Source organism: Rubricella aquisinus (genome assembly GCF_014199445.1).
Classification (GTDB): Bacteria; Pseudomonadota; Alphaproteobacteria; order Rhodobacterales; family Rhodobacteraceae; genus Rubricella; species Rubricella aquisinus.
Genome location: NZ_JACIJS010000001.1, coordinates 224503 through 237494, shown reverse-complemented (window position 1 = coordinate 237494; position 12992 = coordinate 224503). Strand labels below are relative to the sequence as shown.

Genomic DNA, 12992 nt, shown 5'->3' with positions numbered 1-12992 from the left:
TAATTGAATCAATGGCCTGCAATCCGTTCTTGACCCAATATCTTGTGTATGGGTTTGAACGAGCGTCTATGATGTGGGGTCACGCCGAGCCGTTCTAGCCCCGCGATATGCGCCGCCGTGCCGTATCCTGCGTTGGTTTCCCAGCCGTAACCGGGGTGTGCCTTCGCCAAATCAGCCATGATCCGGTCACGAGTGACCTTCGCCACGATGGAGGCCGCGGCGATCGACAGGCTGATACTGTCCCCCTTGATCACCGCCTGCGCGGGGCAGGGCAGATCGGGCGGCAGGCGGTTTCCGTCAATCAGGGCAAAGGCCGGCGCGTGTGGGAGGGCCGCAATCGCGCGGCGCATGGCCAGATAGGTGGCTTGCAGGATGTTGATCTCGTCAATCTCCGCCACGCTGGCAGACCCGATGCCGACCTGAGCCACCTCCATGATCTGCGGCACCAGCGCCTCCCGCCGCGCGGCGGTGAGTTTTTTGGAGTCGTTCAACCCCGGCGGAATGCGCGCAGGATCAAGGATCACCGCCGCCGCCATCACCGGCCCGGCCCATGGCCCACGACCAACTTCGTCGATGCCGCAGACGGGGGAGGGGTGGAGGCTTTCAAAGGATAGATCAGGCATGACCTTGCGTCGCACCCCGCAAACGCGTGGTCAAGCATTGTGACGTAGGCCGATGCTCGGGCCGCCCTGGAGTGCTTGTCGCGGCACCTTCCGTTTGATCCCGTCAGAGGAAGGTTTTCAAAACAGCGACAACTGATCGCCCGGCCGCACCGGAACCCGGAAGGCGGTGCAATCCAGTTCAGGCCGTTTCGCCGCCAGCCCTTCCCGACCACAGGCCACGGCGAAGCGGCGGGCGATCATTGCGGCATACACACCCTCACCACGCATCCGCTTGCCCCAATCGGCGGAGTAATCCTTCCCGCCATGCAATTCCTGCACATAACGCATGATGCGTTTGGCGCGTTTCGGATACGCCTCTTCCAGCCAGTCGCGGAACAGGGGTGCCACGGCACCGGGCAGGCGCAGCGTGATGTAGCCCGCACTTTCCGCCCCGGCGCGCGCGCCCGCGGCCAAAATCGCCTCCATCTCATGATCGTTGAGCGCGGGGATCACCGGGGCGAGGTTCACACCCACCGGAACGCCCGCCTTGGCCAAAGCCGCAATCGCGCGCAGCCGCACGGTGGGGGCAGACGCGCGCGGCTCCATCGCGCGATGCAGCTTGGTGTCGAGCGTCGTGACAGAGATTTGCACCCGCACCAGATTGTCCCGCGCCATGCGGCTCAGAATGTCGATATCGCGGGTGATCAGGCCGCCCTTGGTCGTGATCATCACGGGGTGGCGATACTTTGCCAGTACCTCCAGCACCCCGCGCATGATCCGCAACTCTTTCTCAACGGGTTGGTAGGGGTCGGTGTTGGTGCCAATCGCTATGGGGGCGACAGAATATCCGGGGCGGCGCAATTCCGCCTCCAGCAGTTTTGCGGCATCGGGCTTGGTGAAAAGCTGCGTCTCAAAATCCAAGCCAGCGGACAGGCCCAGATATTCATGCGTGGGCCGGGCAAAGCAATAGATGCAGCCATGCTCACAGCCTTTGTACGGATTGATCGAGCGGTCAAACGGCACGTCGGGCGATTGGTTGCGGGTGATGATCTTGCGCGCCTGATCAATGTAGAGGGTCGTACGGTGGGGCGTGTCCTCCGCCTCCTTCCAGCCATCATCCACCTTGGCCGTACTCAGCCGTTCAAATCGGCCAGCATTATTGCTGGTGGCCCCACGCCCCCGCCGTGCATCGGGCTGAATTTTCGATGGGAAAAGGTCGTCCATGCTTTGCTCCCTGAATGAGAACAAAATAAGAACATTTTAACCAAGAGGCAACGATTCTCAGGCGGGTTCCAACACCTGAAGCCGGTCGCTCAAAGGTGCGTTTCCATCAACCAGCTGATCCAGCGTCACATCCGACAGGACGGCATAAAACGCATCCAGCGCCTTGGAAAAATGGCCCTTCAGGATGCACACATCGGCAATCGGGCATGTGCAGGTCTCAGGCTCGAAACATTCGGCAAAGGGAAAATCGGATTCGATCGCCTTGACCACCTGTCCGATATTGATCCGTTCTGGTGCCCGCGCAAGCCGCACACCCCCTGCACGCCCCCGGACCGAGTCGAGGAATCCCAGCTTCGCCAGCCGGTGCACGATCTGCGCAAGGTGATGCTCCGACGCGTGGCTGGCCTGTGCAATATCGGCGCTGCGCAACAGTTTGCCCGGATTGACCGCGCAAATCATCAGCACGCGCAGGGCTTGGTTCGTTCGGATTGTTAGTCGCATTTTGAGCGCATCCTTTTCCCTAGAATGCGGTCTTATATCCGGTCTTTCAGGTTAGGGATTTGATTGAGGTCAAGCCATCGCGCGGCCCGCAGCCCGCCCTGAGAAGATGCAACCGCCAAGGAACGTACCCTCAAGGCTGCGATATCCATGCACCCCGCCACCGCCAAAGCCTGCAGCCTCCCCCGCCGCGAACAGGCCCGGGATCGGCTGACCGGTCGCATCCAGCGCGCGGGAGGACAGGTCCGTCTCGATCCCGCCAAGGGACTTGCGCGTCAGGATGTTGAGCTTGACCGCGATCAGCGGGCCATTGGCCGGATCAAGGATCGCGTGCGGCTTGGCCGTGCGGATCAGTTTGTCCCCGATATAGGTGCGGGCCTGCCGGACCGCATCCATCTGCCCATCCGACTGCGCCGCATCGACCGCAGAGGCATCGCGGGCCGCCGCTGCCTGCCGGATCGTCTCCGCCGTAAGCGGCACTTGCCCGATCTTGTTCATGCCCGCGACAAGCTCATCAAGCGTGTCTGCCACCACGAAATCCGCGCCATGCTCCTTGAACGCCTCAACAGGGCCGGTCGCGGCTTTGCCAAAGGCGCGTTTCGCGACCAGCGACCATTTCTTGCCCGTCAGGTCCGGGTTCTGTTCGGAGCCGGACAGCGCAAACTCCTTCTTGATGATCCCTTGGGTCAGGATGAACCACGAATGCTCATAGCCGCGTTTGCGCAATTCATGCAGCGCACCCAGCGTATCGAAGCCCGGCCAATTCGGATCGTTCAGCCGCGCCCCCGCCGCATCCAGCCACAACGAGCTTGGCCCCGGCAGGATACGGATACCGTGATGCGGCCAGATCGGGTTCCAGTTCTGCACGCCTTCCACATAGTGCCACATCCGGTCCTGATTGATCAGATGCGCACCTGCCGCCTGTGAGATGCCCAGCATCCGGCCATCCACATGATCCGGCACGCCGGAGACGAGGAAATCGGGGGCCGTGCCCAACCGCTCTGGCCAGTGCTGTCGTACCAGGTCGAAATTCCCGCCAATCCCGCCGGAGGAGACGAGCGTATTCTCTGCCCTTAGGCTGAAATCTCCGGTCTCCTCCCGATTGGTGGAGCCGCCCCGTTCGGCAGTGTCGTGGGCCAGCACGCGGCCCGACACACCTTTCACTGCGCCGCCCTCAACGATCAGCGCATCCACCCGGTGACGGAAGGCGAACCGCAACAGCCCCTTTTTCTCCGCCTCCCGCGCGCGCAGCACGAACGGCTCGATCACCCCCGGCCCGGTGCCCCAAGTGATGTGGAATCGCGGCACGGAATTGCCCGGCCCCTTATCGGCATACGCGCGCCGTTCGGCCCAGCCGACGATGGGGAAGAATTTGAAATCGCGGGCCTTGAGCCAGTCGCGCTTTTCCCCGGCGGCGAAGTCCAGATACGCCTCTGCCCAGCGGCGGGGCCAGCCATCTTCGTTACGATCAAAGCCTGCTGTGCGCATCCAGTCGGAATGAGCCTGATCGTAGCTGTCCTTGATACCAAGGCGGCGCTGTTCGGGTGTGTCGATCATGAACAATCCGCCAAGCGACCAGAACGCCTGCCCGCCCAGATGCTGTTCGGGTTCCTGATCGACCACGATCACCCGCTTGCCCGCATCGGTCAGTTCACACGCCGCGACAAGGCCCGCAAGCCCGGCACCAACAATCAAGGCATCAGCATCCATCAGCGGGGCATCGGGTTTGTCCCGTCCTTATAGGGGGTCCAGTCGGTAATCTCGGGGTAGTAGCGCGCGCGCCATGCCTTGACCCGTGGGTTCATCACCCGGCGGTAAAGCGGCGGCACATTCGCCAGCGCGACCATCAGCGGATAGCCATAGGGCAGCTGCGGCGCCTCCGCCTCGTCATAGGTTTGGAGCAAGGGGAACCGCCGGTCGGGCTTATAATGGTGATCGGAATGGCGCTGCAGGTTGATCAAGAACCAGTTCGTCACCTTATGCCCAGCGTTCCAGCTATGGTGCGGGCGGACCGGTTCATATTTCCCGTCACCAAGGTGTTTGCGCACCAAACCGTAATGTTCGACATAATTGACCAATTCCAGATGCAGCACCGCGACATAGGCCTGCAACGCCCATAGCGCGACCCCCCACCAGCCCGCAATCGCATAGGCCAGCAGCGCAAATCCAAGGCTGAACCCCAGATACCGCCAAAACGGATTGCGCCGCGCGTACCATGGCTGTCCCGCGCGGGCCAAAAGGGCGGCTTCGGCTTTCCAAGACGATGTCAGGCACTGCCAGAGAACCCGGATGAAAAAGCGGGGGAAGCCTTCATTATAGCGCGCGGTGACCGGATCGCGCGGCGTCCCGATATAGCGGTGATGGACCAGAAGATGCTCTGACCGGAAATGGCCATAGGCGACCATGGTCATCAACAGGTCGGCGGCCAACCGTTCCCACTTGTTCTTTTGGTGCATCAACTCATGAGCAAAGTTGATCCCGATCGCGCCGCTGACGATGCCGATCCCGGCCATCAGGCCCACGCTTTCCCATGTCCCCATCACGCGGCTGGCATAAGCGATGCCGCCGAACACGAGCGCAAATTGCATCGGCGGCCAGACCCAAGTGAGCATCTTGTGCCAGAACAGATCGGCATCGCTGTTCGGGTCGGGATTGGTCGTGTCCACTCCCGCCACCGCGTCAAGCAGGCTCAGCACGATCCACGCATAAGCCGGGATCAAAAGCATCCACCATCCACCAAGCAGCGCCAGCCCGACCACAACAGGGACAAGCGAAAAAGCCGTCAGAAACAGATAGGCAGGCGGGATCATGATGCTCCTCGGTTGCGTTTCGCAATCTTGCCCATGGAGCATCCGTTTCGGCAAGGGAGCAAGCGGTGGCTAACGCGACGTCACCCTTTTGCCGCCAGCCGGAATGCTTTCGCAAAAACCGTGGGCAAGTCGGTGGCCGTGATGCTGTGCTTGTCCCGAAACGTGCCGCGTGCGGGGATCGTATCTTCAGCCACCGACGCGGCGCGCACATCAAGGATCAGATGGAAATGGGTGAAGGTGTGCCGCACCTCCCCCACGCTGCGCCATTGGCCCGCACAGGGCGGCGTATCGGCGGCAGGAGTTTCCGCCCAATCCGTCGTGGGCAACGCGAGCATTCCGCCGAGCAGCCCCTTGTCGGGCCGCGTCTCCAGCAGGATCGCCCCATCGCCGCGCCGCGCGACATAGACGATCCCATGGCGAGTCGGCTTTGCCTTTTTCGGGCGTTTGCGCGGAAGCTCTGCAGCGATGCCCGCGCGCCGGCCTGCGCAGTCTGCCAGAATGGGGCAAATCCCGCAGGCCGGATTGCGCGGGGTGCAGATCGTAGCACCCAGATCCATGACCGCTTGCGCATGATCGCCGGGACGCAGCACGGGGGTGTGCCGGGCGGCAAGGGCGCGCAACGCTTCCTTGCTGTCTGGCAATGGCTCCTCCACGGCATGAAGGCGGGCCATCACCCGCTCGACATTGCCGTCAAGCACCGTGGCCTGCCGATCAAACGCGATAGAGGCGATTGCCGCCGCCGTGTAAGGGCCGATGCCGGGCAGGGTCAAAAGTGCGGCCTCGGTATCGGGAAACCGCCCGCCATGCTCGGCCACTACAACGCGCGCGCATTTGAGCAGGTTGCGCGCGCGGGCATAATAGCCAAGACCGGCCCATGCCTTCATCACCTCCTCATCCGCTTCGGCGGCGAGCGCGCCCACCGTGGGCCAGCGGCTGACGAAGCGCCGGAAGTAGGCCGTGACAGCGGCAACTGTGGTCTGTTGCAGCATGATCTCCGACAGCCAGACATGGTAGGGATCTGGGCGCTGCCCCGCGGCCTTGTCCGCTGGCCCGACGCGCCATGGCATCTCCCGCGCGGCGGAATCATACCAATCGAGCAGGCGCGCGCTGACTTCACGCATGTTTGACACCTCGTTTGCGACGTTTGCGGTGGCATCCGCTGCCGAGCCTGCTACCACTTGATCAACATGGGGGCCAGCATGGCGAAATCTGGAGCATCACCGGCGAATGGCAATGCAGGGCGGACAGCGCCCCGGCGGCGCTATCGGTTTGCTCAGACCGGATCGCTGGTGACGGCCCAGATCCGCAAGGTGGCCGAAAGCCGGGGCTTTGCCCAGATGCGCCTGCTCACCGAATGGGAGGAGGTTGTGGGACCAGAGGTCGCGCGCCTCGCCCGGCCAGAGAAGGTGGGCTATGCAAGGCAGGGAATGGGCGCGACGCTGCACGTATCCTGCCTGCCCGGTGCGGCGACGGATGTGCAGATGATGAGCACGACGATCCTGGAGCGGGTGAATGCCTGCTATGGCTATCGCGCGGTGACCAAGCTGCGCATCGTGCATGCCGCCGCTGCCGTCGGGATGGCTGAGCCCGCCGCTGCCTTTGTCCCGCGCAAACCGGAACCCAAACCGCGCCAGATCGCGCCGGAGGACCGCGCGCGCCTGCGCGACACAATCAACAGTATCGAGGATGAAGGCTTGCGCAACGCGCTCACCCTCCTAGATCAGAATTTGCACAATCAGAAGGATCGTTGACGATGACCATAGCCACCCCGACCCGCCGCAGCCTGCTTAAAGGCGTGGCTGCCGCGACCCTCGCCACCAGCGCGGGGCTGCCCGCCATGGCACAAGATATCGAAGTCACCGAAATGGTGCTGGGCGATGCCGACGCACCGGTTGAGGTGATTGAATACGCCTCGCTCACCTGCCCGCATTGCGCGCGCTTCCATACGGATGTGTTCCCGCAACTGCGCGCGAATTACATTGATACCGGAAAGGTGCGGTTCGTGTTCCGCGAGGTCTATTTCGATCGGTTCGGACTTTGGGGCGGTATGCTCGCGCGCTGCGATGAAAGCCGGTATTTCGGGGTGGTCGATCTGTTGCTGAAACAGCAGCAGGACTGGAGCGGCGCGGGCGATCCTGCAGCGATCGTGCAGGCCATGCGCCGCGTGGGCGCGCAGGCGGGCCTGAGCCAAGAACAGATGGAGCAATGCCTCAGCGATGGGGATAAGGCGCAAGCGCTGGTTGACGAATACCAGCGGAATGCCGAGCGCGACAATGTCCGTGGCACCCCGTCTTTCATCATCAACGGCACACCCTATGGCAACATGGGCTATGCCGCTTTCGCGCAAGCGATTGACGCCGAGCTTGACGGCTAAGGGGCTCTCCCGCTCGTCGTTCAGTCGCTGGCGCTCCCGCCTCCCGTTGGGGGTGAGGCCGAGAGACAAACGCTGCGGGGCAGCGTTTGCGCCCGAACGCGCGGAATGGAATGAAGCGCCGGGAAAGGCGCGGCTGCGCCGCGAGAAAGAAAGTTTGCGCTGAGGTGTTTGAGGAACAGGTGTGTTCCTCAAATCACCGTCTCAATTGTGAGTGTCACGATTCGCCCGCGCGTCAAGGCCGCTCGTTCCTCGGACCTTGACCCACGGCCGAATCGCGGGGGCTGCTCTTACACCGCCCCCCAAATTCACTTTCTTCAAATATCCCCAGCGCAGAGCGCATCGCGCCGCAAGGCGCGATCAGGCTGCGCGCGGACGTCGGTTGCGCTGACCACCCTTTGGGCCATTTGACCGGCGGTGTTGTTGACCGCCCGGTTTCTTGCCGCCACCGCCGCGCCGGTTTTGTGGTTTCGCACTAGGCTCCACCGCTGCGGGTTGGCCGCTTTCGACGCGGATGCTGATTTTCATCAGTTTCTCAACCGCGCGCAGCAGGCTCTGTTCGGACGGATTGCAGAATGCGATCGCCTCTCCGCCACGGCCCGCGCGGGCCGTGCGCCCGATCCGGTGGACGTAATTTTCGGCCACATCCGGCAGGTCGAAATTGTAGACATGGCTCACCCCCGGAATGTCGATCCCGCGCGCGGCGACATCCGTGGCAACGAGCACCTTCGTCTCACCCGATTTGAAGCTGCGGATCGCGCGTTCCCGCTGGCCCTGACTTTTGTTGCCATGGATCGAGTCCGCCGCGAAACCTTGCTCCACCAGATGCTTTTTCAGCTTCTCCGCGCCATGTTTCGTGCGGGAGAAGACCAGCGACAGGCCATCGGGGCTTTCTGCCAGCAGTTTCTTCAGCAGGGTGGATTTCTCTTTCTGCCCCACGAAATGCACCGATTGGCGCACCTTGTCCGCAGCCAGACCGGGGCGCGCGACTTCCACTCGCACCGGGTCTTTGAGGTAGCTTTGTGCCAGTTCCGCCATGTTTTTCGGCATGGTCGCCGAAAACAGCAGGGTCTGGCGCGGCTCTCCCAACAGCTTCGCGATTTTGCGCAGCGCGTGGATGAACCCAAGGTCAAGCATCTGGTCCGCTTCATCCAACACGAGGAAGGTCGCGGTGTTCAGTTGCACCGCGCGCCGGTCCACCAGATCAAGCAGGCGACCGGGCGTTGCCACCAGAATATCAGTGCCCTTGGACAGCACGCCAATCTGTTTGCCGATGGACGCGCCACCGACCACGACATTCACCCGCAAGTGAGAGTTCTTTACATAGGCGCGCAGGTTTTCCGCGATCTGGTTTACCAATTCGCGGGTCGGGGCCAGCACCAGCCCGCGCACCGTTTTGGGCGCGGGTTTGCCATGGAGTTTCGTCAGGTGATGCACCATCGGCAGGCCGAATGCTGCCGTTTTGCCGGTGCCCGTCTGGGCAAGGCCCATCACGTCGCGGCCTTCCAGCACATGCGGGATCGCCTGCATCTGGATCGGGGTGGGCGTGGTGAAGCCCTGTTGTTCAATGGTCTTGAGAAGATTGGGGGACAGCCCCAAATCGGAAAATTGTGTCAAAGCACATGCCTTTCAGGGGGCAAGCGCGCGTGTTTCGCGGCATGACCCGAATGATCTGCCCCGCCAATGGCAGGGTCAGTCGCGTATCGTTCTCACCCCGATGCTCGCATCTGGCCGGATGCCAATGATGCCGATGGGGCGACAGAACCCCGCGTGAAATGGGAACCGGTGAAGTTTATCGTCCTGTGCGCAAATAGGGCCACTCGCGGGGCCAAGGGCGCAGGCCGCTCACGCGGCGGCCGGGATACGATGACCCGCATATCGGCTTCGAGGGCTTCAAAGTCAAGCGGCGCAGGACTTGATCTGAAAATTAAATCGGGCCAAGATTTCGTCTCATGCCTCGCACACGTCGTGAGTTCAGCTATGAGGACAGTACTTCTCCTTGCCAGTTCCCTGATTGTTGCCGGATGCAGCGGCGACTTTGATCGTGCGGATGCGGCTGGCGATTTTGAGGCGCTGCTTCTCGGGTTTTCCCCAAATCAGATATCCGCCTGCGCTGGCGCGCCACGGGCAACGCGTGCCTTAGGCGCGGACGAAATATGGGTCTATGAATACCGCGCATTTGAGCGGGGGTATTACGACAAGGACTATATCGGGGTAACGGAGCTTGTCTTTACCGATGGGGAGGTGAGCGCGGTCGTCTATGGCTCCAACCACACCACCGATGGGATCGGACTGCCGCTCGCAGAGTCGGCCCTGCGCAATTTCAATGCTCCGATCTTTGCGAGGTGCTGATGCGATGTCTCCTTTTGGCATGTGTTGTGGTATTGGCCAGTTCGGGGGCATCGATGGCCTGCACGTCGGATGCGCCTCCTGCGAATATGAACGCGGTGTCCAGCCTGTCTGGTGATCGGCTTGGCTTACGCGCGCAGATTATCAGCGACATGGCAGCCTATTTTCAGTTGCGGCGCGATGGGTGCGATACGCTCGCCGCGAGCTACCGTGAGCGGGCGGAGAGCCTGAAACCCGCGCTGCGTGTTTTTACCAATCGCAGTCTGGCGGCTGCGAATGACGCGCAGGCGGCTGAAGGGGAATTACGCGGGTTAAACGTGCTTGCCCCAACGATGATCGAGTTGCAACGCCAGCAGAACCGTTCCTCCGGCACCGGGGGCGATGGCAATTTTGATGACGGCACATGCGTGCGCCAATGCCGGGACGGAACTTCGGTCACGGGCGTGATGACCCGGCAGGGGCAGTGTTTTTTTGAGGCGACCTGTCCGAACGGCTGACCGGCCTATCCCTGAAACAGCATCGTATCCGCGCCCTTCGCGTGGGGTGCTGGCTCAATATGGATCAGCACATCCCCGCCATGGACGAGCGGGGCCAGCGCGTCCTCGATCCGGTCGCAGATCACATGCGCGTCCTGCACGCTCATCCGGCCCGGCACCACGAGGTGCATCTCAACGGCAAGGCCCCGGCCAAGGGGGCGGACCTTGAGGTCATGTGCCTCCAGCGCGGGGCCAAGGTGCTGTGCCACCACCTGCTCGATCTCCTCCAGAGAGCCCGCATCCACCGTTTCATCCATCAACCCGGCGAGGGAGCTGCGCACCATCCGGTAGCCCGATGCCAGCACATGAATGCTGACCGCGATCGCCAGCACCGGATCAATCCAATACCAGCCTGTCGCAATGGCAAGCCCAAGCCCCGCCACCACGCCGATTGTCGTGATCACGTCGGTGTTGAGGTGGTGACCATCGGCTTTCAGCGCGGGGGAGCGGAGCGTGGTGCCGCGCCGGATCAGCACCCGCGCCCAGACAAGGTTGAGGATCGTGGCCAGCACAAGGGCCGCCATGCCGATGGGCGGCAGGCTCACTGGCGCGGGATTGAGCAGGGCGACAATCGCCTCACGCAGAATCAGAATGGCCGCGGCCAACACCAGCGCCCCCTCGACAATCGCGGCGAGGTATTCGGCCTTCTCATGCCCATGGGGATGGTTGGCGTCCGCCGGGCGCTGTGCGACGCGTACCGCAAACAGCGCCAAGAGTGCGGCAAGCACGTTGACCACACTCTCCAGCGCATCCGACAGCACCGCGACACTGCCGGTCGCGACATAGGCCGACAGCTTGATGCACAGAACAGCGACCCCGATCAGGATGCTGATCTGAGCCGTGCGCGTGATCTTTTGACTGCGGTGTTGCATGGCCCTAGTCGTAAAGCGGCAGGCGGAGGGCTGCAATCACGCAGCACCGATCACTTTTAGAACAATTCTAAAGAGGGTGCTTGATTCCGGCGCGCAGCAGGGCCAAATATGGGACAACTTAGATAGAGGTCTGCCAGATGTTTATTCAAACCGAAGCCACTCCGAACCCCGCGACGCTGAAATTCCTCCCCGGTCAAACGGTGATGGAGAGCGGCTCGGCAGATTTCCCGAGCATTGAGGCGGCTGCGGCCTCCCCGCTTGCGGGTCGTATCTTTGGGGTGGAGGGCGTCTCTGGTGTGTTCTTTGGCCCCGATTTCGTGACCGTCACCAAAACCGACGCGGTCGATTGGGCGCATATCAAGCCCGCGATCCTTGCCGCGATCATGGAGCATTACCAGTCCGGCGCACCGATCATCGAAGGCGATGCAGGCGCCGTTGGCCATGCCGAGCATGATGGCCCGGATGGAGAGATCGTGGGGCAGATCAAGACCCTGCTCGACACCCGCGTGCGCCCCGCCGTGGCGCAGGATGGTGGCGACATCACCTTCCACGGGTTTGATCGCGGCGTTGTCTATCTGCACATGCAAGGCGCTTGCGCGGGGTGCCCGTCCTCTACGATGACGCTCAAGATGGGGATCGAGAACCTGCTCCGCCATTACATCCCGGAAGTGACCGAAGTCCGCCCGGTTGGCGTCTAAGCCGCACACCGGGCCACTGACAGGGCGTTGTTATTGCGGGGCGATCGGGTTTGAGATCGACGCGGCTCCGCAAACGGCTGCCTATTGCCATTGCACCGATTGCAGGCGGCTGACCGGGGCACCGGTGGCCGCCTTTGCTGCTTTCGCGGCAGCGGATGTGACGTATCTGGATGCGGCGACCCATCTCAAGATGTCTGACGATGTGGAGCGCTGGCATTGCGGGCGCTGCGGGTCAGCCCTTGCCTCATGGTTCAGCTATTTGCCTGATCAAATCTATGTCCCCCTCGGTGTGCTGGACGCGGCGGGCAGTCTTGCGCCCACGGTCCATTGCCATGCCGACAGCGCGCTGCCGTGGTTGCATATCGCGGATGATCTGCCGCGCGTGATGGGCAGTGCGCGGGAGGTGCTGCACTCATGATCCTCGCCTTTGATACATCCGGCCCCTATTGCGCGGCGGCACTCCTCGCGGGGGATGAGGTGCGCGCCCATCGCCATGACGACATGGCGCGCGGGCAGGCAGAGCATCTGTTGCCCATGCTCGACGAGGTACTGGCGGCAGGCGGGGTCGCGTATTCCGATCTGACAGCACTCGCTGTCTGTACCGGACCGGGGAATTTCACGGGCATTCGCATCTCCGTCGCAGCGGCGCGCGGGCTGGGGATGGCGCTGGGCGTTCCGGTCGCGGGCGTGAGTATGCTGGAGGCGCTGGCCCATAACGTGCCGGGGGAGGTGCTTGTGACCCTCGACGCGCGGCGCGGCGCGATCTATGCGCAAGGGTTCCGGGATGGAGTCGCCGTGGCCGCGCCCGAATTGACCGATCAGGACAGCCTTGATCTAAGTCCCGGCGTCACCGTGTTGGGCTTCGCGGCCCCCGATGGCCCGCGCGTCACCATCGCCCCGACGGATGTGTTTGCCCGGATCGCCGCGACGCGGATTGCCGACGGCGCGCCCATCCCGCGCCCCGCCCCGCTCTATATCCGCCCCGCTGACGCCGCGCTGCCGAGTGAGGCCCCGCCCCGGATGCTCGACTGA

The 12992-nt window shown here is 62.8% G+C and carries 15 protein-coding genes; 7 read left to right on the top strand and 8 right to left on the bottom strand.

The window, feature by feature from the left end; genetic code table 11:
* Window positions 1-8 precede the first annotated feature (8 nt).
* The 6 genes from FHS89_RS01095 to mutY all read right to left on the bottom strand — a co-directional run bounded on the left by FHS89_RS01095 (window position 9) and on the right by mutY (window position 6255).
* A complete protein-coding gene (locus FHS89_RS01095) occupies window positions 9-623 on the bottom strand; it encodes a ribonuclease HII (protein ID WP_184007606.1) in 615 nt (204 codons plus the stop codon).
* A 117-nt stretch (window positions 624-740) separates the two neighbouring features.
* On the bottom strand, window positions 741-1826 hold the full coding sequence (locus FHS89_RS01090) for a PA0069 family radical SAM protein (RefSeq protein ID WP_184007604.1): 1086 nt from the start codon (window positions 1824-1826) through the stop codon (window positions 741-743).
* A 57-nt stretch (window positions 1827-1883) separates the two neighbouring features.
* Window positions 1884-2327: an RrF2 family transcriptional regulator gene (locus FHS89_RS01085; RefSeq protein WP_184007602.1), complete on the bottom strand. Its 444-nt coding sequence runs from the start codon at window positions 2325-2327 to the stop codon at window positions 1884-1886.
* A gap of 69 nt (window positions 2328-2396) precedes the next feature.
* Window positions 2397-4034, bottom strand: coding sequence for an FAD-binding dehydrogenase (locus FHS89_RS01080; protein ID WP_184007600.1), 1638 nt, complete (start codon window positions 4032-4034; stop codon window positions 2397-2399).
* Complete coding sequence (locus FHS89_RS01075; protein WP_184007598.1) at window positions 4034-5134, bottom strand: alkane 1-monooxygenase; 1101 nt, start codon at window positions 5132-5134, stop codon at window positions 4034-4036. Before FHS89_RS01075 ends, FHS89_RS01080 begins: the two co-directional genes overlap by 1 nt.
* An 80-nt stretch (window positions 5135-5214) precedes the next feature.
* A complete protein-coding gene (gene mutY, locus FHS89_RS01070) occupies window positions 5215-6255 on the bottom strand; it encodes an A/G-specific adenine glycosylase (RefSeq protein WP_184007596.1) in 1041 nt (346 codons plus the stop codon).
* A 78-nt stretch (window positions 6256-6333) separates the two neighbouring features.
* Between mutY and FHS89_RS01065 the strand changes: the two genes are divergently transcribed.
* Window positions 6334-6885, top strand: coding sequence for a DUF721 domain-containing protein (locus FHS89_RS01065; RefSeq protein WP_184007594.1), 552 nt, complete (start codon window positions 6334-6336; stop codon window positions 6883-6885).
* A gap of 2 nt (window positions 6886-6887) precedes the next feature.
* The gene (locus FHS89_RS01060; protein WP_184007592.1) at window positions 6888-7508 is read left to right on the top strand and encodes a DsbA family protein; all 621 of its coding nucleotides are present in this window, start codon (window positions 6888-6890) and stop codon (window positions 7506-7508) included.
* Between the two features lie 357 nt (window positions 7509-7865).
* Here FHS89_RS01060 and FHS89_RS01055 read toward each other — a convergent pair whose 3' ends face one another.
* Window positions 7866-9122: a DEAD/DEAH box helicase gene (locus FHS89_RS01055; protein ID WP_184007590.1), complete on the bottom strand. Its 1257-nt coding sequence runs from the start codon at window positions 9120-9122 to the stop codon at window positions 7866-7868.
* A 363-nt stretch (window positions 9123-9485) separates the two neighbouring features.
* Here FHS89_RS01055 and FHS89_RS01050 point away from each other — a divergent pair, with 363 nt between their 5' ends.
* Window positions 9486-9857, top strand: a complete 372-nt coding sequence (locus tag FHS89_RS01050; RefSeq protein ID WP_184007589.1) for a hypothetical protein — start codon at window positions 9486-9488, stop codon at window positions 9855-9857.
* Window positions 9858-9943: 86 nt separating this feature from the next.
* Window positions 9944-10351 (top strand): hypothetical protein, encoded by a 408-nt coding sequence (locus tag FHS89_RS01045; RefSeq protein WP_184007587.1) that lies wholly within the window; start codon window positions 9944-9946, stop codon window positions 10349-10351.
* 5 nt (window positions 10352-10356) lie between these two features.
* On the opposite strand, the gene FHS89_RS01040 is transcribed toward FHS89_RS01045, so the two are convergent.
* Window positions 10357-11262 carry a cation diffusion facilitator family transporter gene (locus FHS89_RS01040; RefSeq protein WP_184007585.1) on the bottom strand — a complete coding sequence of 302 codons (906 nt, stop codon included), beginning with the start codon at window positions 11260-11262 and terminating at the stop codon, window positions 10357-10359.
* 137 nt (window positions 11263-11399) lie between these two features.
* Between FHS89_RS01040 and FHS89_RS01035 the strand changes: the two genes are divergently transcribed.
* From FHS89_RS01035 to tsaB, 3 genes are read left to right on the top strand one after another with little or no spacing between them, the layout of a single operon-like run.
* A complete protein-coding gene (locus tag FHS89_RS01035) occupies window positions 11400-11960 on the top strand; it encodes a NifU family protein (RefSeq protein ID WP_184007583.1) in 561 nt (186 codons plus the stop codon).
* Window positions 11950-12378 carry a GFA family protein gene (locus FHS89_RS01030; RefSeq protein ID WP_246413499.1) on the top strand — a complete coding sequence of 143 codons (429 nt, stop codon included), beginning with the start codon at window positions 11950-11952 and terminating at the stop codon, window positions 12376-12378. Before FHS89_RS01035 ends, FHS89_RS01030 begins: the two co-directional genes overlap by 11 nt.
* The gene (gene tsaB, locus FHS89_RS01025) at window positions 12375-12992 is read left to right on the top strand and encodes a tRNA (adenosine(37)-N6)-threonylcarbamoyltransferase complex dimerization subunit type 1 TsaB (RefSeq protein WP_184007581.1); all 618 of its coding nucleotides are present in this window, start codon (window positions 12375-12377) and stop codon (window positions 12990-12992) included. Before FHS89_RS01030 ends, tsaB begins: the two co-directional genes overlap by 4 nt.

Bases quoted from the DNA above. Each gene is read 5' to 3' on its own strand.
- FHS89_RS01080 (WP_184007600.1), bottom strand. From the start codon at position 4,034: ATGGATGCTGATGCCTTGATTGTTGGTGCCGGGCTTGCGGGCCTTGTC.
- FHS89_RS01075 (WP_184007598.1), bottom strand. From the start codon at position 5,134: ATGATCCCGCCTGCCTATCTGTTTCTGACGGCTTTTTCGCTTGTCCCT.
- FHS89_RS01040 (WP_184007585.1), bottom strand. From the start codon at position 11,262: ATGCAACACCGCAGTCAAAAGATCACGCGCACGGCTCAGATCAGCATC.
- mutY (WP_184007596.1), bottom strand. From the start codon at position 6,255: ATGCGTGAAGTCAGCGCGCGCCTGCTCGATTGGTATGATTCCGCCGCG.
- FHS89_RS01050 (WP_184007589.1), top strand. From the start codon at position 9,486: ATGAGGACAGTACTTCTCCTTGCCAGTTCCCTGATTGTTGCCGGATGC.
- tsaB (WP_184007581.1), top strand. From the start codon at position 12,375: ATGATCCTCGCCTTTGATACATCCGGCCCCTATTGCGCGGCGGCACTC.
- FHS89_RS01045 (WP_184007587.1), top strand. From the start codon at position 9,944: ATGAACGCGGTGTCCAGCCTGTCTGGTGATCGGCTTGGCTTACGCGCG.
- FHS89_RS01095 (WP_184007606.1), bottom strand. From the start codon at position 623: ATGCCTGATCTATCCTTTGAAAGCCTCCACCCCTCCCCCGTCTGCGGC.
- FHS89_RS01065 (WP_184007594.1), top strand. From the start codon at position 6,334: ATGGCGAAATCTGGAGCATCACCGGCGAATGGCAATGCAGGGCGGACA.
- FHS89_RS01085 (WP_184007602.1), bottom strand. From the start codon at position 2,327: ATGCGACTAACAATCCGAACGAACCAAGCCCTGCGCGTGCTGATGATT.
- FHS89_RS01060 (WP_184007592.1), top strand. From the start codon at position 6,888: ATGACCATAGCCACCCCGACCCGCCGCAGCCTGCTTAAAGGCGTGGCT.
- FHS89_RS01090 (WP_184007604.1), bottom strand. From the start codon at position 1,826: ATGGACGACCTTTTCCCATCGAAAATTCAGCCCGATGCACGGCGGGGG.
- FHS89_RS01035 (WP_184007583.1), top strand. From the start codon at position 11,400: ATGTTTATTCAAACCGAAGCCACTCCGAACCCCGCGACGCTGAAATTC.